The following is a 17,141-nucleotide window of genomic DNA, read 5'->3' on the forward strand; positions in this document are numbered from 1 at the left end:
GTATAATCGACCGTAATTGTATTGAATTCGGTGGGGGTGGCCCATGCTCGATCGTGAAGGCTACCGTCCCAATGTCGGCATTATTCTCGTCAACAGCAAGAACGAGGTCTTTTGGGGCAAGCGTATCCGGGAACACGCCTGGCAGTTCCCGCAGGGCGGCATCAAGTACGGCGAAAGCCCGGTGCAGGCCATGTATCGCGAACTCCATGAAGAAGTGGGCCTGAAGCCCGAACATGTCCGCATTTTGGGGCGCACACGCGATTGGCTGCGCTATAACGTGCCTGATCATTTTGTCAGGCGCGAGTGGCGCGGCCACTATAAAGGTCAAAAACAGATCTGGTTCCTGTTGCGCCTCGTGGGCCGCGACAGCGACGTATGCCTGCGCGCGACGCAGCACCCGGAGTTCGACGCCTGGCGTTGGAGCCAATACTGGGTACCGCTTGACGCAGTCATAGAGTTCAAGCGCGAAGTCTATACCCTGGCGCTCAACGAACTCGCCAGCATCCTGTTCCGGCGCCAGCACGAAACGCGTTATCTGCGCCAGCGGGTGCATGGCCAGGGGCGTGCGGCCGACGGCATGCCCGCCGAGCCTGACGGTCATGCGCATATTGCTGGTTGAAGACGAACTCGAAATGGCGTCCTGGCTGGTCCGGGCGCTGGCGCAAAGCGGTTTTACCCCCGACCATGCGCCCGATGCCCGCACGGCCGAATCCCTGATGGCCGCCAACGAGTACGACGCGATCGTCATGGATCTGCGGCTGCCCGACAAACACGGGCTGGTGGTCCTGCGCGACATGCGCGGGCGCAGCGACCACACTCCCGTATTGCTGCTCACGGCACAGGGGGCGCTGCAGGATCGCGTGCGCGGCCTGAACCTGGGCGCCGACGATTTCCTCACCAAGCCGTTCGCGCTCGAAGAACTCGAGGCTCGCGTGGCCGCGCTGGTGCGCCGCAGCCGCGGACGCCAGGCGCCCCGCCTGCAATGCGGTTCGCTTTCTTATGACGGCGAAAGCCGCGCCTTTACGCTCGACGGCAACCTGCTGTTTCTCACGCCGCGCGAACATGCGGCCCTGGCCGCCCTGCTTACCCGCAGCGGGTTTCCGGTAGACAAGACCCAGCTGTTCGACAAGGTGTTCACCCAGGACAGCGAAGCCAACCTCGACGCCATCGAGGTCGTACTGCACCGCCTGCGCAAGAAGCTTGCCGGCAGCGACGTACGCATCGTCACGGTGCGGGGGCTGGGCTACATGCTTGAAAGCGTCGCCAGTGAGCCTTCCGGAACCTAAGCGCTTCCCCTGGCGCGTGGCGGGCATACGCACGCTTCTGATCACGCTATTGCTGCCCGGCGTGATCCTGCTGCTGGTCATCGACAGCTGGAACGACTATCGCACCCTGGCGACGATCACCAACGAAGCGTACGACAGCGCGTTGCTGGAACCTGCCCGGGTGTTGGAAAGCAGCATCGAATTTACCGGGGAGGGCGGCCTGATGGTTGCCGCTCCGGTGTACGCACAGGTCATCCTCGAATCCACGGCGGGCCTGCGCAAGTACTTCAGCATCGAGGAAATCGACCCGCCCACCCCCGAAGGATGGCGCCAGGTTCCGCCCGCCGGCAGGCTCGTGACGGGCATGCCCGAACTGCCGCGCCCGCCGCAATGGCCGTCCGAGCGCGGCGAGCCGGTATTTTTCAACAGCGTCTACCGCAACGACCCCGTGCGCGTCGTCGCCTTGGTTCGCGACTTGTACTACCGCGGCGGGCACCGTCAGGTGCTGATTCTGGTGGCCGAAAGCATAGGCCGCCGGCTGCAAGTGGAAAGCGCGGCCCGCCGCCAGGAATTGCTGCGCGACGCGCGCATGCTGGCTTTGGTCGCCATTCTGGTGTGGTGGGGGGTGGCGTGGTCGCTGCGTCCGCTGAGCCGCCTGCGCAACGACATCCGTGCACGCCCTCCCAACGACCTCACTCCGCTGGATGCCAGCCGCGTGCCCAACGAAGTCATACCGCTGGTAGAAGCCGTCAATCACCACGTCGAGCGGCACCGGCGCATGCTGGACGAGCAATCGCAGTTCCTTGCCGATGCGTCGCACCAATTGCGCACGCCGCTCGCCATCATGCTGACCCAGGCCCAATATGCCCTGCGCGAACCCGACCCGCAACGCGCCCGCGAAGGCCTGCGGGCAATTGTCGACCAATTGGGGCGCACGCGCCGGCTTACTGAACAGCTGCTGTCGCTGGCCCATGCCAGCCAGGGCGGCCCGAGCGCACGTGAGCTGCTCGACCTGAACGAGCTCGCGCGCGATGTCGTGCTGCAGTACCTGCCCCTCTCACACGAAAAACATCAGGATCTGGGATGGGCGCCGGCATCCCGCGACGAATCCGATACCGGCCAGCTGGTAGTGCCGGTCATGGGCAGCAATGTCGAGTTGCACGAGGCGCTGTCCAACCTGGTACATAACGCCATTCACTATGCCCCAGCCGGCGCCCGCATCACCGTGTCGGTCAGGCGGCAAGACGGCTACGCCGAAGTCGCGGTGTCCGACAACGGCCCGGGTATCAGCGCCGGCGCCCGCGCGCGCGCCTTCGCCCGCTTCGATCGCGTCGAGCCGGGCCGGCTGGCGGGTTCGCCCGGCTCGGGGCTGGGGCTGTCCATTGCCCGGGCCTATGCCCGGCGCAATGACGGCGAAATCGAATTGCGTGATGGCGAGCCGAACGGGCAAGGCGGCGCGGGCCTGGCTGCGGTATTGCGCTTGCCGCTGGCAGATCCCGCATATCCCGCAGCCCCCGTGCCCGGAACGGCCGCAGAGTCCTGAGCGGACGCGCGCCGCTATGCCGCCTGCTCTACCCGCGCATACATATCGGGCAGGCGCCCCGAGATAAAGTCCAGCAGGGCCCGCACCGCAGGGCTCATGCGGCGCGATGGGTAAATGCAATGCACGATGCCCGTGGGCGAACGCCAGTCCGGCAGCACCTGTACCAGCGAGCCGCGGCGCACCTCGTCATAGGTGGCCACCATGGGCAGCAGGCTGATGCCCCGGCCGCGCACCGCGGCTTCGGTCAGCACAATGAAATCGTTGCAGCACAACTGCGGCTGCAGGGTAATGATCTCTTCTTCGTCTTGCCGGTTGCGCAACGGCCATCGCACTTCAACCTGCGGCTCGCTGAAACTCAGAATGTTGTGCGATTGCAGCTCCTGCGGGGTGGCCGGCACGCCGTGGCGCTGCAGATACGCGGGGCTGGCCACAATGCTGCTGCTGGCCATGCCCAGATGCTTGACCACCAGCTCGGCGTCGGTGTCCAGCCGCGTCCGCACCCGCAGCGCCAGGTCCACGCCTTCGCGTATGAGATCCACCCGCCGATTGGTCGCCAGCACCTGCACCGACACTGACGGCCACGTGTCCAGGAATTCCGGCAACAGCGGCGCCAGCATTTGCTGGGCAATGGCCACGGGGCAACTGATCACGACAGGCCCGCTGGGCTCGGACTGCAATTGCCGCATGGCATCTTCGGCGGCACGCGCCGATGCCGTCACTTCGCGGCAATAGTGCAGATAGCGCTCTCCGGCCAGGGTCAGGCGTAGCCGGCGGGTGGTTCGCTGCAGCAGACGCACGCCCAGTGTGTCTTCCAGCTGTGAAATGCGGCGCGACAGCCGGGATTTCGGAATATCCAGCGCCCGGGCCGCGGCACTGAAACCGCCATGCTCGACCACTTGGGAAAAATAAAACAGGTCATTCAGATCTTGCACGGAGTACTCCCGCTACTGTTCTATAAACGGAACAAGCAGTTCATCTTAACCGGGTTTATGCAACGAATCATCTTCCTTAAAGTGAAGGCATGTCATTGCGCCGCACGGCGAAACCGGAGAGTTCCCCATGAAAACCTTAGTGATCCTTGCTTCCATCCTTGGCGACCGTTCCAATTCCCGCAAACTGGTTGACCACCTCATCCAGCAGGTGCGCGCTATCGAGCCCGACGGCTCTGTCCGGCTGCGCGACCTGGGGCAAGATCCCGTACCTTACTTTGACGGCGCTACGGCGGGCGCCCTGTTCACGCCGGCCGACCAGCGCACAGAAGCGCAGGCTGCCATCGTCGCCAAGAGCGATGAGCTGGTGAATGAATTGTTCGACGCCGACCGCATTGTGTTCGCCGTGCCGGTCTATAACTTCGGGCTTCCGGCTCAGTTAAAAAGCTATATCGACTATATCGCCCGGGCAGGACTGACCTTTCGATATAACGCCCAGGGCGTGCCCGAAGGGCTGATACGCGGCAAGCAGGTCGTGGTGCTGGGCGCCCGGGGCGGCAAGGCCGAAGGCACGGCGGACGACACATTGTCGCCCTACCTGAAACAGGTATTGGCCTTTGTCGGGTTGGCCGATCCGGCGTTTATCTATGCCGAGGGCATGGCGATGGGCGATGCTGCGGCCCAAGAAGGCCTGGCCACCGCCAGGCAGCGTATTGATGCGTTGCTCGGCGCGCCCGGGCAGCAGCGTCTGGCGGCCTGAGGTCTGCCGGGCGGCGCGGGCGGCCGGCATGCGGCCGGCGCCTCGCCCCATCAATCGCGCAGTCGCGTAATCAGGCTGGACGTATCCCAGCGGCCGCCGCCCATTTTCTGTACGTCGCCGTAGAACTGGTCGACCAGCGCGGTCACCGGAACGCGCGCGCCATTGTTGCGGGCTTCGGCCAGCACCAGGCCCAGGTCTTTGCGCATCCAGTCCACGGCAAAACCGAAGTCGAACTTGTTGTCCACCATGGTGGCGCCGCGGTTTTCCATTTGCCAGCTCTGGGCCGCGCCCTTGCTGATCACATCCAGCACCAGCTTCATGTCCAGCTTCGCTGCCTGCCCGAAGGCAATCGCCTCGGACAGTCCCTGCACCAGGCCGGCGATGCAGATCTGGTTGACCATCTTGGCCAACTGGCCCGCGCCCGGCGGCCCCACCAGGGTAACGGCGCGTCCATAGGCCTGGGCCAGCGGTTTGATCGCCTCGAAGGCGTCGGTATCGCCGCCGCACATTACAGTCAGCACGCCGTTGACGGCGCCGGCCTGCCCGCCCGACACGGGCGCGTCTACAAATTGCAGTTGCTTGCCGCGCGCCACCCCGTACAGTTCACGGGCAACATCCGCCGACGCGGTGGTGTGATCGACAAAAATCGCGCCTGGCGCCATGCCGGCAAACGCGCCGTTTTCGCCCAGTACCACGCTGCGCAGATCATCGTCGTTGCCGACGCAGGCGAACACGACCTGCGCGCCGGCGGCCGCCTCGCGCGGCGTGGCGGCGCTTTGCCCGCCGAATTCCGCCGTCCATGCCTGCGCCTTGGCGATGCTGCGGTTATACACCGTCACCTGGTGGCCCGCCCGCGCCAGGTGTCCTGCCATGGGAAGCCCCATGACGCCCAGGCCGAGGAAAGCAACTTTCTGGGATACGACTTTTTCGTAGTCCCGCGTACCGATCGATGCCATTCAAGTCTCCGGTAGTGCAAGGTGAAAACCTGAACGTTACCGCAATCCCTCGCTCCAGCGGTGAAATCCGGAGGATGCCCTGGCGGCGCACGGTATAAAAAAAGCCGGCCCTGGCAAGGGCCGGCTGGTATCCCTGGCGTCCGGTGCGCGGCGTGCGCCCGCACCGGCATTGCTGGGGTCAGTCCTCTTCGACGAAGGTTTCTTCGCGCTTCTTGCGGATGGACGGCAGGGCCACCAGCACCACCAGCACCACCGCCGCGGCAAGCAGCGAGGCCGACAGGGGGCGCTCGACGAAGGTGAGGAAGTCGCCGCGCGACAGCAGCAGGGCGCGGCGGAAGTTCTCTTCCATCATGGGGCCCAGCACCAGGCCCAGCAGCAGCGGGGCGCCTTCGCACCGCAGCTTGGCCCAGAGGTATCCCACCACCCCGAACGCGGCCGTCGTGTAGATGTCGAATACGTTGTAGTTCAACGAGTACACGCCGATGGTGCAGAACACCAGGATGGCCGGGAACAGGATGCGGTAGGGCACGCGCAGCAGCTTGACCCACAGGCCGATCAGCGGCAGGTTCAGCACCACCAGCATCAGGTTGCCGATCCACATCGAGGCGATCAGGCCCCAGAACAGTTCCGGGTGGCTGGTCATGACCTGCGGGCCCGGCTGGATGTTGTGGATGGTCATGGCGCCGACCATCAGGGCCATCACGGCGTTGCCGGGGATGCCCAGCGTCAGCAGCGGGATGAACGAGGCCTGTGCGCCGGAGTTGTTGGCCGACTCGGGGCCGGCCAGGCCGGCGGGGTGGCCCTTGCCGAAGCGTTCCGGTTCCTTGGACAGTTTCTTTTCCAGGGTATAGGACGCAAACGCCGACAGCACGGCGCCGCCGCCCGGCAGGATGCCCAGCATCGAGCCCAGGGCCGTGCCACGCACGATGGCGGGAGCGGCTTCGCGGATTTCCTGGCGGCTGGGGTACAGCGAGCCGATCTTGTCCTGCAGTTCGACGCGGTTTTCACGCTGCTCGAGGTTGGACAGGATTTCGGCAAAGCCGAACACGCCCATGGCCACGATGGCGAAGTCGATGCCGTCCTGCAATTCGGGAATGCCGAAGTCGTAGCGGGCCACGCCGGAGTTCACGTCGGTGCCCACCATGCCCAGCAGCAGGCCCAGCAGGATCATGCAGATGGCCTTGGGCAGCGAGCCCGAGGCCAGCACCACGGCGCCGATCAGGCCCAGGGTCATCAGCGAGAAGTATTCGGCAGGGCCGAACTTGAAGGCCACTTCAGCCAGCGGGGGCGCGAAGGCGGCGATCAGCATGGTGGTGACGCTGCCGGCGAAGAATGAGCCGACGGCAGCCAGCGAGAGCGCCGCGCCGGCGCGGCCGTTACGCGCCATCTGGTGGCCGTCGAGCACGGTGACCACCGCCGAGGTTTCTCCGGGCAGGTTGACCAGGATGGCGGTCGTGGAGCCACCGTACTGGGTGCCGTAGTAAATGCCGGCCAGCATGATCAGCCCGGCCACCGGCGGCAGCACGTAGGTGATGGGCAGCAGCATGGCGATGGTGGGCACGGGGCCCAGGCCGGGCAGCACGCCGACGAGCGTGCCCAGGATGCAGCCCAGCAGCGCGTACAGCAGGTTTTCAGGGGTGACCGCGACGGAGAATCCGAGCGCGAGGTGTTCGAGCAATTCCATGATGTTGTCTGCCCCGTGGTTTTAATTCATGCCCAGAAACGTCGGCCACAGCGGGAAGATCAGCCCCAGGCCCTTGACGAATGCCAGCCAGCAGAAGACCACCAGGAAAATGGCGTTGACCACTGCGACGCGCCAGTTGAACTCGAAGCTGGCGATGCTGCTGCCTGCTACCAGCAGGAAGATCGACAGGTACAGGCCCAGGGGGCGCAGCAACAGGCCGAACAGCACGACGGAGCCGATGATGATGAACAGGATCTTGAAGTCGAAGCGCTCGACGGTCGTTTCGGTGGCTTTCGAGGAAAGCGCGCTCAGCGCGACCACTGCGCCCAGCACGGCCAGGCAGATGCCCAGCCAGAACGGGAAATAGCCGGGGCCCATCCGGGCGGCGGTGCCCATCTGGTAGCTCGCCGCCTTCCAGGCGAATCCCAGGCCCAGGGCGACGAACATCACCCCCGACCAGAAATCCTGCCGATTGCGTAGCTGCATGGTCTACTCCTATGTACAGCATGTGAGTTAAAGCGGGCCCGCATCGGACCCGCGCAAAAGGGCACTGCAACGTGCCACTAGTTATGAAAGGAGGTGCCGTTTTTAGGCAGCGCGCATGGTAGCGAAGGGGGGTGGGCCTGCAAACCCGACTCATCGGCGGGGCGGATGGGGTTTTCCCTAGAACGGGCGTCTAAGTTGTAACCCTGCGCCTGCATCGGCCCAGAATGAAAGCTGATTGAAAGTTATTAGAAAGACGCACGAAAGCCGCCACGCGGGTGCGCGGCGTTTTATTCTTGCGGATAGCCGGCACGATGGTTCGGTAAGTTCTACCGAATATTGCCGTGTTTCTCACGTTGCGTGCAGCCGACCGGCAGGCGCGCAGAATGGTTTACGATAGCGCCCATGTTGCAAGACCTCGACCAACTCGCCGCCCGGATCGGGCAACTGGTGCAACGCACGCGGCAACTACATGCCGAGCGCGACGCGTTGCGTGTCCGCCTGAGCCAAAGCGAATCCGGCCAGCGCGCGCTCGAACAGCGCTGCGCCGAGCGCGACGCCGAAATACAGGCCATGCAGGCACGCCTGCAAGAGCACGACGGCACCGTCGAATCCATGCTCGCCGAAGCCCGTCAAACAGAGGCCGACCTGCGCGAACAGCTTGCGCGTGCGATCGCCGAACGCCAGGAACTGGAAGCACGCGGCAATGCGCGCGAAGCTGAGCTGCTGGGCGATCTCGGCGCGCGCGATACCGAATTGCAACGACTGCGTGTAGCCGCTTCCGCCGCCCGCGAGCGCATCGATACCGTATTGGCCCGCCTGCCGGGCGCGCCCACCGGAGACCAAGCCTGATGGAACGCGTCGATGTCACTATCCTGGGGCGGGATTACTCCCTCGCCTGCGCTACCGACGAAAAACCTGCGCTGTTGGCCGCCGTGCGCCATGTCGATCAACTCATGATGCGCATCCAGGGCTCCGGCAAAGTGTCCAGCAACGAGCGTATCGCCGTCATGGCGGCGTTGCAGATCGCCGGCGAGTTGCTCGCCATGAAGGCTGCGCCCGATGGTCCCCTGGGGGGTTTGGCGGTGGGCGACTTCAAGCGTAGAATCGAGGACATGAACTCTCTGCTTGACGACGCATTGTCAGGCCAGGAAAAATTGTTGTAGGGCGCAAGCCCCCGGCGTGTCGGTATCACGCAGTTTTTTTCAGTTTGTCCCTGCCGTGTTCGTGACTTGGCCATACATTCTCTGAACCTATGTCTTACGGCATATTGGTTGCGTGAATGGTGAGCTGGAGCGCTTGTCTCTTCGTAGATGAACCCGACGCTCAACGGAACGCGACCACCTTGAACCCAACGGTTCGAGATGCCGGCCTAGACGGCACAGGTGGGGCATTTCTTCCGGCGGGCCTGCTGCACGCAGGTCCGCGCCGGATGTCTCCTTCCCCCCTTCATCTCAATACAGGCTCGCCATGATGCGCTCCCGTCCCGTGCTTTCATTGAACCGGCTTGCGGCTGCGTGCTGCACGGCCCTGGCCCTCGCCGCGGTCCAACCGGCGTACGCGCAGCAACACGCACAGCCCGACGATGCTGCGGCGCGCGCCCCGGAACTCACTCTGCAGGCGTCGGCCGCGTCCGAAGTCCAGCAGGACACGGTGCGCATTACGCTGGCCGCGGAACTCGAGGCCGCCACGCAATCTGCGGCCGGCAAGGCGCTCACGGCTGCGCTGGACGAAGCGGTCAAGCGTGCCCAGGGCACAAAAGACGTCGCAGTCAGCTCGGGCGGCTACAGCATCTGGCCCAACACCAACGAAAAAGGCAAAATCCAGAACTGGCGAGCCCGCGGCGAGATCATTCTCGAATCCAAGGACTTCGCGGCGGCGTCGGCATTGGCTTCCAAGCTTTCCGACAAAACCGCCATCAGCCACATCAGTTTCGTCCTGTCGCGCGAGGCTCGCGACGCCGAAGAACGCAAATTGCTGGGCCAGGCGGCTCAGGCTTTCCGCGATCGCGCTCTGGCCGCGGCCACGGCATTCGGTTTCAGCGGCTATCAGGTTCGACAGCTCGAACTGAGCGGCGGCGGCTCGCCCGTACCCGTGCCGCGCCCCATGGGCGCGCAGATGATGGCCAAGAGCGCGGCAGCGGAATCGGCCGACGTGCCGCTCGAGGCGGGCAAGGTCACCGTCAGCATCTCGGTCAACGGGACGGTTGCCTTGCACTGAGCCCGAACAAAACCACGCCGGCCAGCACCATGGGCAGGGACAGCCACTGTCCCATGCTCATGCCGCCGGCCAGCAGGCCCAGGAATCCGTCCGGCTCTCGCGTGAATTCCACCAGGAATCGGAACGCCCCGTAGCCTATCAAGAACAGGCCGCTCACCTGGCCCGCCGGGCGAGGCCGGGCCGAAAACCACCACAGCAGCACAAACAGCACGATGCCTTCCAGGCCGAGCTCGTACAGTTGCGAAGGGTGGCGCGGCACTGTGTCGCCGGCCTGCGGAAACACCATGCCCCAAGGCGCATCCGTGGGGCGGCCCCACAATTCGCCATTAATGAAGTTGCCCAGCCGTCCCGCGCCCAGCCCCAGCGGGATCAGCGGCGCGATAAAGTCGCTGATCGTGAAAAACGACAGCTGCTTCTTGCGCGCGTACAACAGCATCACCACGATCACGCCGATCAGGCCTCCGTGGAACGACATGCCGCCTTCCCACAGATACAGCACTTCCAGGGGGTGGGCAAGGTAGTACGCCGGCTTGTAGAACAGCACGTACCCCAGCCGGCCGCCCAGCACGACGCCCAGCACGCTATAGAAAATCAGGTCTTCCAGGTCGCGCGGCTGCAGTGCGGGGGTGTGGCCGCGAACCAGGCGCATGCGCCCCAGCAAGTAGACCAGGGCGAACCCCAGCAGGTACATGAGCCCGTACCAATGAATGGCCACGGGGCCTATACGCAGGGCAATGGGGTCGAATTGGGGATGAAGCAGCATATTCCGCCACGCAGTAAAAGATTGGGTCGATAATAACCGGCGAAGGTGCCGTCCTAAAGCATGCCGGCCATACAGCAGGCCGGCAACATTTCCGGAGACAAGCATGCCCGATAACGAGCGCTCACGTCATATCACCCATGGTGTGGCCCGTGCGCCCAACCGCGCCATGTATTACGCGCTGGGCTACCAGGAAGCCGACTTCGACAATCCCATGATCGGCGTTGCCAACGGCCATTCCACGATCACCCCCTGCAACAGCGGCCTGCAACGGCTGGCCGACGCGGCGATCCAGGCTGTGCGCGCATCGCGCGCCAACCCGCAAGTATTCGGCACGCCCACCATTTCCGATGGCATGTCGATGGGCACCGAAGGCATGAAGTATTCGCTTGTGTCCCGCGAAGTCATTGCCGACTGTATCGAAACCGCCGTGCAGGGGCAGTGGATGGACGGCGTGGTCGTCATAGGCGGCTGCGACAAGAACATGCCCGGCGGCATGATCGCGCTGGCCCGCATGAACGTGCCGGGCATCTATGTCTACGGCGGCACCATCAAGCCCGGACGCTACCGCGGGCAGGATCTCACCATCGTTTCGGTGTTCGAAGCCGTCGGCGAGTTCACCATGGGCCGCATGCCGCAAGAAGATTTCAAGCAGATCGAAAAATGCGCCATTCCCGGCTCGGGGTCATGCGGCGGCATGTATACGGCCAACACCATGAGTTCCGCATTCGAGGCCATGGGCATGAGCCTGCCGTATTCCAGCACCATGGCCAACGAAGACGACGAGAAGGTGGCATCGGCAGCCGAATCGGCGCGCGTGCTGGTCGACGCCGTGCGGCGGGGTGTGCGGCCGCGCGACATCATCACGCGCGAATCCATCGAAAATGCGGTGGCGGTCATCATGGCCACCGGCGGTTCCACCAATGCAGTACTGCATTTCCTGGCCATCGCCCATGCCGCAGAGGTCGAATGGACAATCGACGACTTCGAACGCATCCGGCGCCGCGTGCCGGTCATCTGCGACCTCAAGCCGTCGGGCCGTTACGTCGCCACCGACCTGCATCGTGCCGGGGGCATTCCGCAAGTCATGAAACTATTGCTCGATGCGGGCCTGTTGCACGGCCACTGTCCCACCATTACGGGCAAGACCATTGCCGAAACGCTGGCTGACGTCCCTTCCGAGCCGCCCGCAGGCCAGGACGTCATACGGCCCATTTCAAAGGCCATCTACCCTCAGGGCCACCTGGCGATCCTCAAGGGCAACCTGGCGCCCGAAGGATGCGTGGCGAAAATCACCGGCCTGAAGAACCCCGTTATTACCGGGCCGGCGCGCGTGTTCGATTCCGAAGACGATGCCATGGCCGACATCATGGACAAGCGCATCAAGGCGGGCGACGTCGTGGTCATCCGCTACGAAGGCCCCAAGGGCGGCCCCGGCATGCGCGAAATGCTGGCCCCCACGTCGGCCCTGGTGGGGCAGGGGCTGGGCGAAAGCGTCGGCCTGATCACCGATGGGCGGTTTTCGGGCGGCACCTGGGGCATGGTGGTGGGCCATGTGGCGCCCGAGGCATATGTCGGCGGGCCCATTGCCCTGATCCGCGAGGGCGATTCGGTTACCATCGACGCTCACCAACTGCTGCTGCAGTTGAATATTTCTGACGATGAGATAGCGGAGCGTCGCAAGGCCTGGGTACAGCCCCGGCCGCGATATACGCGTGGCGTGCTGGCCAAATTCGGCAAGCTTGCCGGCACCGCAAGTCGTGGGGCAGTGACCGATGCATTTGAAGATTAGGTTGGCGGCAGGGGCCGCCATGGGTTTGTGGATGGGGGCGGCTGCCGCCCAAAGTACTGAAGGCGGCCTGGCGCTGGCGCAACAAAAGGCCTGTATGGCTTGCCACCAGGTCGACAGCAAGCGGGTGGGGCCGCCGCTGCAAAGCGTGGCAGAACGCTACGCGGGGCAGGGCGAGGCCATGGTCGGGTACCTGGCAGAAAAGATCCGCGGCGGCGGGCGCGGTGCATGGGGCGTGGTGCCCATGCCGGCGCAGGCGCAGGTCAGCGACCAAGAAGCACGGCAGCTGGCCCTATGGATCCTTTCCCTGGCGCCTGCCAAGGCTGAAAACTAGTCATTGCGGGCGGCCATCCGGCCTGCCGCCATGCCAAGGAGCACATATGCGCGAGCAGACTTCCCCAGGTTCTTCCCAGGTTGCCGTGCTGGGCGGCGGTTGTTTTTGGTGCGTCGAGGCCGTCCTGCAGGATCTGCGCGGCGTCATCAGCGTGCAGCCGGGCTATTGCGGCGGGCATGTCGACCACCCCACCTACGAACAAGTGTGTGGCAAACAGACTGGCCATGTCGAAGTGGCGCGTGTCGAGTTCGACCCCGCACAGCTGTCCTACAGCGATCTGCTGCGCGTCTTTTTTGCCACCCACGACCCCACCACGCCGGGTCGCCAGGGCAATGATGTGGGGCCGCAATACGAGTCCGCTATTTTCTGGCAGAACGACACCCAGCGCGACGAGGCGCGCGCGGTCATGGCCGAAATCGAAGCGCAGCATGTTTACGATGCGCCCCTGGTCACACACTTGCGCGAACCGGCCACTTTCTGGCCCGCCGAAGACTACCACCGCAACTATTTTGCGCAGCATCCCGAACAAGGCTATTGCCAGTTCGTCATCGCGCCCAAGGTGGCCAAGTTCCGCAAGCAGTTCCACGACCGACTGAAGCGTTGATCCGCGGCGAGGCGGCCGGGAACGGAGCGTGCCGCGGCGGCATCTAATGCGGCATATCCTCGAATAATCGCGAGGCAGGAGCCGCAGATATGCCATCGACCTTGCTCAAGCCCATCGGCGCGGCGCTGTCCGACGCCGAGCTCGCCCACCGCATTGCGCGCGGCGACAGCCAGGCGCTGCAGGACCTGATGCGGCGCTGCAACCAGACGCTTTACCGCACGGCGCGCAGCATCTTGCGTAACGACAACGACGCCGAAGACGCCGTACAAGAAGCGTATATCAAGGCGTATCGGGTCATCGGCACATTCAGGGGCGATGCGTCTCTGCAGACTTGGCTCGTGCGCATCGCCGTCAACGAGTGCAGGCAGCGCCTGCGCAAGCGCGAGCGTCGGCTGCGCCTGGTCCCGCTCGTCGACCGGCCACTCACCGGCCCCGATCTGCCGGAGCACATCATGCAAGACGCCGCCAACGGATCGCGTCCCGAGCACCACGTATTGCAGGCTCAAACCCGCAGGCTGCTAGAGGCCAAGATCGACGAGCTTCCGGATGCGTTCCGGCAGGTATTCGTGTTGCGGGCCATCGAAGAAATGTCCGTCGAAGAGATATCCGGCTGCCTGGGTATCCCCGACGCTACCGTGCGCACGCGGTATTTCAGGGCCCGCGCCCTGCTGCGCAAGGCGTTGCAGCGCGAGGTGGTCGCGGGCCTGGACGCCGCCTTCTCTTTTGCAGGCGATCGTTGTGATCGCATCGTAGCCGCTGTCATGAAGCGGCTGGACGCCGCCGGGCACGACGGCTGACTTTTCTTACTACTGGGGGTTCATCATGTCGTTTCTCGCGATAGGGACGGTCGCGCGCGCACCTGCTCGACGTGCGTTCCTGCAACAAGGCGGGCTGGTGTTGTCCGGTGCCGCGATTGCGCTGCTGTCCGGGCGCACGGCGTTGGCAAAGGGTGCCCAAGCCCAGGAATCCGATGTACGCATCCTCAATACGGCGCTGGCGGCCGAGCTGGAAGCGGTCGCCGCCTACCAGCTGGGGGCGGAAAGCAAATTGCTGCAAAAGCCGGTGCTCGATCTTGCCCTGACGTTTCAGGGGCATCATCGTGCCCACGCCGAACTGCTGTCAAAAACCGTCAAGGCGCTGGGGGGCAAGCCGGTGGCGGAACAGGCTCATTACACGTTCCCCACCAGTTCGCTCAAGAGCCAGGCCGATGTGCTGCGATTCGCCGCAACGCTGGAAAAGGGCGCTGTCAGCGCCTATCTGGGCGCCGTCCCCGTATTCGACAACCGCGATCTGGCCAAGGCGGCGGCCAGCATCCTGGGCGACGAGGCCATGCACTGGGCGGTTCTTCGGCATGCGTTGGGCGAAGAGCCCGTTCCTGTGGCCTTCATGTCATGAATGCGTCCTGCGGCTTTGCAACCGCCTGGCCGGCCATGCTGGCGGCCACACTGGCCGTAGCCAGCATGGCCGTGGCGGCCGATGCCCCGGCAGGGGTGGGTGACGCCCGTCGCGGTGAGGAAATCTACGGGCGCTGCCTGGCCTGCCATGCGCTTGCCTATAACCGCACCGGGCCGCGTCACTGTGGGCTGTTGGGGCGACGTGCAGGCAGCGTGCCCGGTTATTCTTATTCCCAGGCCATGAAACAGTCCGGGATCATCTGGAACGAACAGACCCTGGACGTGTTTCTGAAGAATCCGATGGCCGCGGTGCCCGGCACGTCGATGGGATATGCCGGCATCGCCGATGCCGGCGAGCGCGCAGACCTGATCGCGTACCTGAAACAGGCCCCGCCCTGCGCGCAATGAGCCCGAGCCGCCAGGTGGGCGTTACTCTACCGCCCGCACCACGCCTCGCCTCATCTGGTCTAGCTCGATCGATTCGAACAAGGCCTTGAAGTTGCCTTCGCCAAAGCCTTCGTTGCCCTTGCGCTGGATAATCTCAAAGAAAATCGGCCCGATCTGGTTCTCGGTGAAAATCTGCAACAGCAATCCGCCGCCCGGGGCGCCGTCGAGCAGGATGCGGTTCTTCTGCAGACGCGCCACGTCTTCGCCGTGGCCGGGCAGGCGTTGCTCCAGCAGTTCGTAGTACGTGTCGGGCGTGTCCAGAAAGGTCACGCCGTTACGCCGCAGCGCTTCCACGGTCGCGTAAATGTCGTCGGTCGCCAGCGCGATATGCTGAATGCCCTCGCCGCGGTACAGGTCCAGGTATTCCTGGATCTGGCCTTTTTCTTCCGTGCCTTCCTCGTTGATGGGAATGCGGATATTTCCGCAGGGCGACGTCATGGCTTTCGATTTCACGCCGGTCACCTTGCCCTCGATGTCGAAATAGCGGATCTCGCGGAAGTTGAACAGCCGCTCGTAGAATTCCGACCATTCCGCCATGCGGCCCTTGTGCACGTTATGCGTCAGGTGGTCCACCAGTGCCAGGCCGGCTCCCGAATGGGTCAGATCGCTTTCTGCAGTCTGGGGATCCAGCGGCTCGAAATCCACGTCATAGATGCTGATATCGCCGATGCCTCGGTGGTTGTTCTTGCCGCGCCAGCGATCCACCAGATAAATAAGCGAATCACCTATCCCCTTGATGGCCGGGATATTCAGTTCCATCGGCCCGCTGTGCGAATCGAACCCCCAGGCGCCCAGTTCCAGCGCGCGCTTGTAGGCACGTGCCGCGTCCTGCACACGGAAGCCGATAGCGCAGATCGACGGCCCATGCAGCCGGGCAAAGCGCTGTGCAAAAGAGTCCGGTTCGGCGTTGATAAGGAAGTTCACGCCACCTTGGCGATAAAGGGTGACGTCTTTATGGCGGTGTCGCGCAATGGCCTTGAAACCCAGCGTCTCGAACACCTTGCGCAGCGCGGCGGGGTCGGGCGCCGCGTATTCGATGAACTCAAAACCGGCGGTGCCCATAGGGTTCTCCCACGGCTTGAAGGCGTCGGTGCTCATGGTCTCTCTCCTGATCTGAATGCGCCTGAACCTGAAGATTCAGGTTCCCAAGCCGAAATTGTAGGCAGCCCGGCCGGGCAATTGATTGCAAACCTGCTTCGAAAAAGCCAGATCAGGGCAATAATATTGCTGTAAAAACACCATATGGGACCAAACATGTCGCAAGCTGACCTGGACAGGACAGATCGCCGGATACTGGCCGAGCTGCAACGCGATGGCCGTCTTACCAATCAGGAACTGGCCGAGCGGGTTTCCCTATCGCCCAGCCCCTGCCTGCGTCGGGTTCGCCGGCTGGAAGAGCAGGGCTATATCAAGCGCTATGTGGCGCTGGTCGAGGCCGAAAAAGTGGGGCTGGGGCTATTGGCCTACGTCTCCATCCGCCTGGACAAACACGTGGGCGGCAGCCATGCCCCCATTGTCGAGTTCGCCCGCGACGTGCAGCGATGGCCCGAAGTCACCGAGTGCTACGCCATGTCGGGCGACATGGACTATCTATTGCGCGTGCAGGTGGCCGACCTGGCCCACTTTTCCAGTTTTGCCATGGACACCCTGATGCGGCACCCTGCGGTGGTGGATATGAAGTCCTACTTCGCGCTCCAGCAAATCAAAGAAACCACCGAACTGCAGCTATAAGTAGCGACCCCCTGCGTTGGGTGGCAGGCGGCACGGCCAGGTAATACGGCCCCGTTTTTTGGGCGCCCGAAAAAAATACGTGCCGCACCTTTCTGCATGGTCTGAATATCTGTGCTATAGTCTCGCTCCTTCGTTGCCTGGGTGTGTTTTTCCAGGTGGCGGGGCCGGTGTCTTGGTTGCGTCGGGCGGCACAATGTGAATACGCGTTGTTGCACAGCCTGAAAAAATCGTGCTAAGATGTC

General features: G+C 63.8%; 20 protein-coding genes and 1 other RNA gene. 15 read left to right on the forward strand and 6 right to left on the reverse strand.

Annotated features, from left to right (window positions below; translation table 11 throughout):
* The first annotated feature begins 43 nt into the window (after positions 1–43).
* Genes CAL19_RS02185 through CAL19_RS02195 form a run of 3 tightly spaced genes read left to right on the forward strand, consistent with a single transcriptional unit; the run spans position 44 to position 2,808 of the window.
* Entirely contained in the window at positions 44–619 is a 576-nt protein-coding gene (locus CAL19_RS02185) for an RNA pyrophosphohydrolase (RefSeq protein ID WP_026639284.1), read from the forward strand.
* The gene (locus tag CAL19_RS02190; protein ID WP_094795892.1) at positions 600–1,286 is read left to right on the forward strand and encodes a response regulator; all 687 of its coding nucleotides are present in this window, start codon (positions 600–602) and stop codon (positions 1,284–1,286) included. Before CAL19_RS02185 ends, CAL19_RS02190 begins: the two co-directional genes overlap by 20 nt.
* Positions 1,267–2,808 (forward strand): sensor histidine kinase, encoded by a 1,542-nt coding sequence (locus CAL19_RS02195; RefSeq protein WP_094795893.1) that lies wholly within the window; start codon positions 1,267–1,269, stop codon positions 2,806–2,808. Before CAL19_RS02190 ends, CAL19_RS02195 begins: the two co-directional genes overlap by 20 nt.
* Positions 2,809–2,822: 14 nt before the next feature.
* Here CAL19_RS02195 and CAL19_RS02200 read toward each other — a convergent pair whose 3' ends face one another.
* On the reverse strand, positions 2,823–3,740 hold the full coding sequence (locus tag CAL19_RS02200; RefSeq protein ID WP_026639281.1) for a LysR family transcriptional regulator: 918 nt from the start codon (positions 3,738–3,740) through the stop codon (positions 2,823–2,825).
* Between the two features lie 127 nt (positions 3,741–3,867).
* On the opposite strand from CAL19_RS02200, the gene CAL19_RS02205 reads away from it, so the two are divergent.
* Positions 3,868–4,497, forward strand: a complete 630-nt coding sequence (locus CAL19_RS02205; RefSeq protein WP_094795894.1) for an FMN-dependent NADH-azoreductase — start codon at positions 3,868–3,870, stop codon at positions 4,495–4,497.
* 50 nt (positions 4,498–4,547) lie between these two features.
* Here CAL19_RS02205 and CAL19_RS02210 read toward each other — a convergent pair whose 3' ends face one another.
* The 3 genes from CAL19_RS02210 to CAL19_RS02220 form a co-directional block, all read right to left on the reverse strand.
* On the reverse strand, positions 4,548–5,453 hold the full coding sequence (locus tag CAL19_RS02210; protein ID WP_094795895.1) for an NAD(P)-dependent oxidoreductase: 906 nt from the start codon (positions 5,451–5,453) through the stop codon (positions 4,548–4,550).
* A 178-nt stretch (positions 5,454–5,631) separates the two neighbouring features.
* Entirely contained in the window at positions 5,632–7,137 is a 1,506-nt protein-coding gene (locus CAL19_RS02215; protein WP_094795896.1) for a tripartite tricarboxylate transporter permease, read from the reverse strand.
* A 21-nt stretch (positions 7,138–7,158) separates the two neighbouring features.
* Positions 7,159–7,623 (reverse strand): tripartite tricarboxylate transporter TctB family protein, encoded by a 465-nt coding sequence (locus tag CAL19_RS02220; RefSeq protein ID WP_094795897.1) that lies wholly within the window; start codon positions 7,621–7,623, stop codon positions 7,159–7,161.
* A 402-nt stretch (positions 7,624–8,025) separates the two neighbouring features.
* Between CAL19_RS02220 and CAL19_RS02225 the strand changes: the two genes are divergently transcribed.
* The 4 genes from CAL19_RS02225 to CAL19_RS02240 all read left to right on the forward strand — a co-directional run bounded on the left by CAL19_RS02225 (position 8,026) and on the right by CAL19_RS02240 (position 9,840).
* A complete protein-coding gene (locus CAL19_RS02225) occupies positions 8,026–8,472 on the forward strand; it encodes a hypothetical protein (RefSeq protein WP_026639926.1) in 447 nt (148 codons plus the stop codon).
* Positions 8,472–8,786, forward strand: coding sequence for a cell division protein ZapA (locus CAL19_RS02230; RefSeq protein ID WP_026639925.1), 315 nt, complete (start codon positions 8,472–8,474; stop codon positions 8,784–8,786). Before CAL19_RS02225 ends, CAL19_RS02230 begins: the two co-directional genes overlap by 1 nt.
* Before the next feature lie 44 nt (positions 8,787–8,830).
* Positions 8,831–9,016: non-coding RNA, 6S RNA (gene ssrS, locus CAL19_RS02235), on the forward strand.
* A gap of 77 nt (positions 9,017–9,093) precedes the next feature.
* The gene (locus CAL19_RS02240; RefSeq protein WP_026639924.1) at positions 9,094–9,840 is read left to right on the forward strand and encodes an SIMPL domain-containing protein; all 747 of its coding nucleotides are present in this window, start codon (positions 9,094–9,096) and stop codon (positions 9,838–9,840) included.
* Here the strand turns inward: CAL19_RS02240 and lgt are convergent.
* Positions 9,815–10,603, reverse strand: a complete 789-nt coding sequence (gene lgt, locus CAL19_RS02245) for a prolipoprotein diacylglyceryl transferase (protein WP_026639923.1) — start codon at positions 10,601–10,603, stop codon at positions 9,815–9,817. The two genes, CAL19_RS02240 and lgt, sit on opposite strands and share 26 nt — an antisense overlap.
* Positions 10,604–10,706: 103 nt before the next feature.
* On the opposite strand from lgt, the gene ilvD reads away from it, so the two are divergent.
* The 6 genes from ilvD (at position 10,707) to CAL19_RS02275 (ending at position 15,129) form a co-directional block, all read left to right on the forward strand.
* A complete protein-coding gene (ilvD, locus tag CAL19_RS02250; RefSeq protein WP_094795899.1) occupies positions 10,707–12,392 on the forward strand; it encodes a dihydroxy-acid dehydratase in 1,686 nt (561 codons plus the stop codon).
* The gene (locus CAL19_RS02255; RefSeq protein WP_026639921.1) at positions 12,376–12,723 is read left to right on the forward strand and encodes a c-type cytochrome; all 348 of its coding nucleotides are present in this window, start codon (positions 12,376–12,378) and stop codon (positions 12,721–12,723) included. The genes ilvD and CAL19_RS02255 overlap by 17 nt, the downstream gene beginning before the upstream one ends.
* A gap of 46 nt (positions 12,724–12,769) precedes the next feature.
* Positions 12,770–13,327, forward strand: a complete 558-nt coding sequence (msrA, locus tag CAL19_RS02260) for a peptide-methionine (S)-S-oxide reductase MsrA (RefSeq protein ID WP_026639920.1) — start codon at positions 12,770–12,772, stop codon at positions 13,325–13,327.
* Between the two features lie 89 nt (positions 13,328–13,416).
* Positions 13,417–14,124, forward strand: a complete 708-nt coding sequence (locus CAL19_RS02265) for an RNA polymerase sigma factor (protein WP_051423784.1) — start codon at positions 13,417–13,419, stop codon at positions 14,122–14,124.
* Positions 14,125–14,149: 25 nt separating this feature from the next.
* The gene (locus tag CAL19_RS02270; RefSeq protein ID WP_026639918.1) at positions 14,150–14,722 is read left to right on the forward strand and encodes a ferritin-like domain-containing protein; all 573 of its coding nucleotides are present in this window, start codon (positions 14,150–14,152) and stop codon (positions 14,720–14,722) included.
* Between the two features lie 65 nt (positions 14,723–14,787).
* Positions 14,788–15,129: a c-type cytochrome gene (locus CAL19_RS02275; RefSeq protein WP_094795925.1), complete on the forward strand. Its 342-nt coding sequence runs from the start codon at positions 14,788–14,790 to the stop codon at positions 15,127–15,129.
* 21 nt (positions 15,130–15,150) lie between these two features.
* On the opposite strand, the gene hppD is transcribed toward CAL19_RS02275, so the two are convergent.
* Positions 15,151–16,266 carry a 4-hydroxyphenylpyruvate dioxygenase gene (gene hppD, locus CAL19_RS02280; RefSeq protein ID WP_026639916.1) on the reverse strand — a complete coding sequence of 372 codons (1,116 nt, stop codon included), beginning with the start codon at positions 16,264–16,266 and terminating at the stop codon, positions 15,151–15,153.
* A gap of 156 nt (positions 16,267–16,422) precedes the next feature.
* On the opposite strand from hppD, the gene CAL19_RS02285 reads away from it, so the two are divergent.
* Entirely contained in the window at positions 16,423–16,899 is a 477-nt protein-coding gene (locus CAL19_RS02285) for an Lrp/AsnC family transcriptional regulator (RefSeq protein WP_026639915.1), read from the forward strand.
* Positions 16,900–17,141 lie beyond the last annotated feature (242 nt).

It is taken from the genome of Bordetella genomosp. 7, assembly GCF_002261265.1.
Taxonomy (GTDB): Bacteria; Pseudomonadota; Gammaproteobacteria; order Burkholderiales; family Burkholderiaceae_B; genus Bordetella_A.

Excerpts from the sequence above, each read along its gene's own strand:
- CAL19_RS02210 (WP_094795895.1), bottom strand. The coding sequence starts at position 5,453 with ATGGCATCGATCGGTACGCGGGACTACGAAAAAGTCGTATCCCAGAAA.
- msrA (WP_026639920.1), top strand. The coding sequence starts at position 12,770 with ATGCGCGAGCAGACTTCCCCAGGTTCTTCCCAGGTTGCCGTGCTGGGC.
- CAL19_RS02225 (WP_026639926.1), top strand. The coding sequence starts at position 8,026 with ATGTTGCAAGACCTCGACCAACTCGCCGCCCGGATCGGGCAACTGGTG.
- ilvD (WP_094795899.1), top strand. The coding sequence starts at position 10,707 with ATGCCCGATAACGAGCGCTCACGTCATATCACCCATGGTGTGGCCCGT.
- CAL19_RS02185 (WP_026639284.1), top strand. The coding sequence starts at position 44 with ATGCTCGATCGTGAAGGCTACCGTCCCAATGTCGGCATTATTCTCGTC.
- CAL19_RS02270 (WP_026639918.1), top strand. The coding sequence starts at position 14,150 with ATGTCGTTTCTCGCGATAGGGACGGTCGCGCGCGCACCTGCTCGACGT.
- lgt (WP_026639923.1), bottom strand. The coding sequence starts at position 10,603 with ATGCTGCTTCATCCCCAATTCGACCCCATTGCCCTGCGTATAGGCCCC.
- CAL19_RS02220 (WP_094795897.1), bottom strand. The coding sequence starts at position 7,623 with ATGCAGCTACGCAATCGGCAGGATTTCTGGTCGGGGGTGATGTTCGTC.
- CAL19_RS02275 (WP_094795925.1), top strand. The coding sequence starts at position 14,788 with ATGGCCGTGGCGGCCGATGCCCCGGCAGGGGTGGGTGACGCCCGTCGC.
- hppD (WP_026639916.1), bottom strand. The coding sequence starts at position 16,266 with ATGAGCACCGACGCCTTCAAGCCGTGGGAGAACCCTATGGGCACCGCC.
- CAL19_RS02265 (WP_051423784.1), top strand. The coding sequence starts at position 13,417 with ATGCCATCGACCTTGCTCAAGCCCATCGGCGCGGCGCTGTCCGACGCC.
- CAL19_RS02285 (WP_026639915.1), top strand. The coding sequence starts at position 16,423 with ATGTCGCAAGCTGACCTGGACAGGACAGATCGCCGGATACTGGCCGAG.
- CAL19_RS02190 (WP_094795892.1), top strand. The coding sequence starts at position 600 with ATGCGCATATTGCTGGTTGAAGACGAACTCGAAATGGCGTCCTGGCTG.
- CAL19_RS02240 (WP_026639924.1), top strand. The coding sequence starts at position 9,094 with ATGCGCTCCCGTCCCGTGCTTTCATTGAACCGGCTTGCGGCTGCGTGC.
- CAL19_RS02215 (WP_094795896.1), bottom strand. The coding sequence starts at position 7,137 with ATGGAATTGCTCGAACACCTCGCGCTCGGATTCTCCGTCGCGGTCACC.
- CAL19_RS02255 (WP_026639921.1), top strand. The coding sequence starts at position 12,376 with ATGCATTTGAAGATTAGGTTGGCGGCAGGGGCCGCCATGGGTTTGTGG.
- CAL19_RS02230 (WP_026639925.1), top strand. The coding sequence starts at position 8,472 with ATGGAACGCGTCGATGTCACTATCCTGGGGCGGGATTACTCCCTCGCC.
- CAL19_RS02205 (WP_094795894.1), top strand. The coding sequence starts at position 3,868 with ATGAAAACCTTAGTGATCCTTGCTTCCATCCTTGGCGACCGTTCCAAT.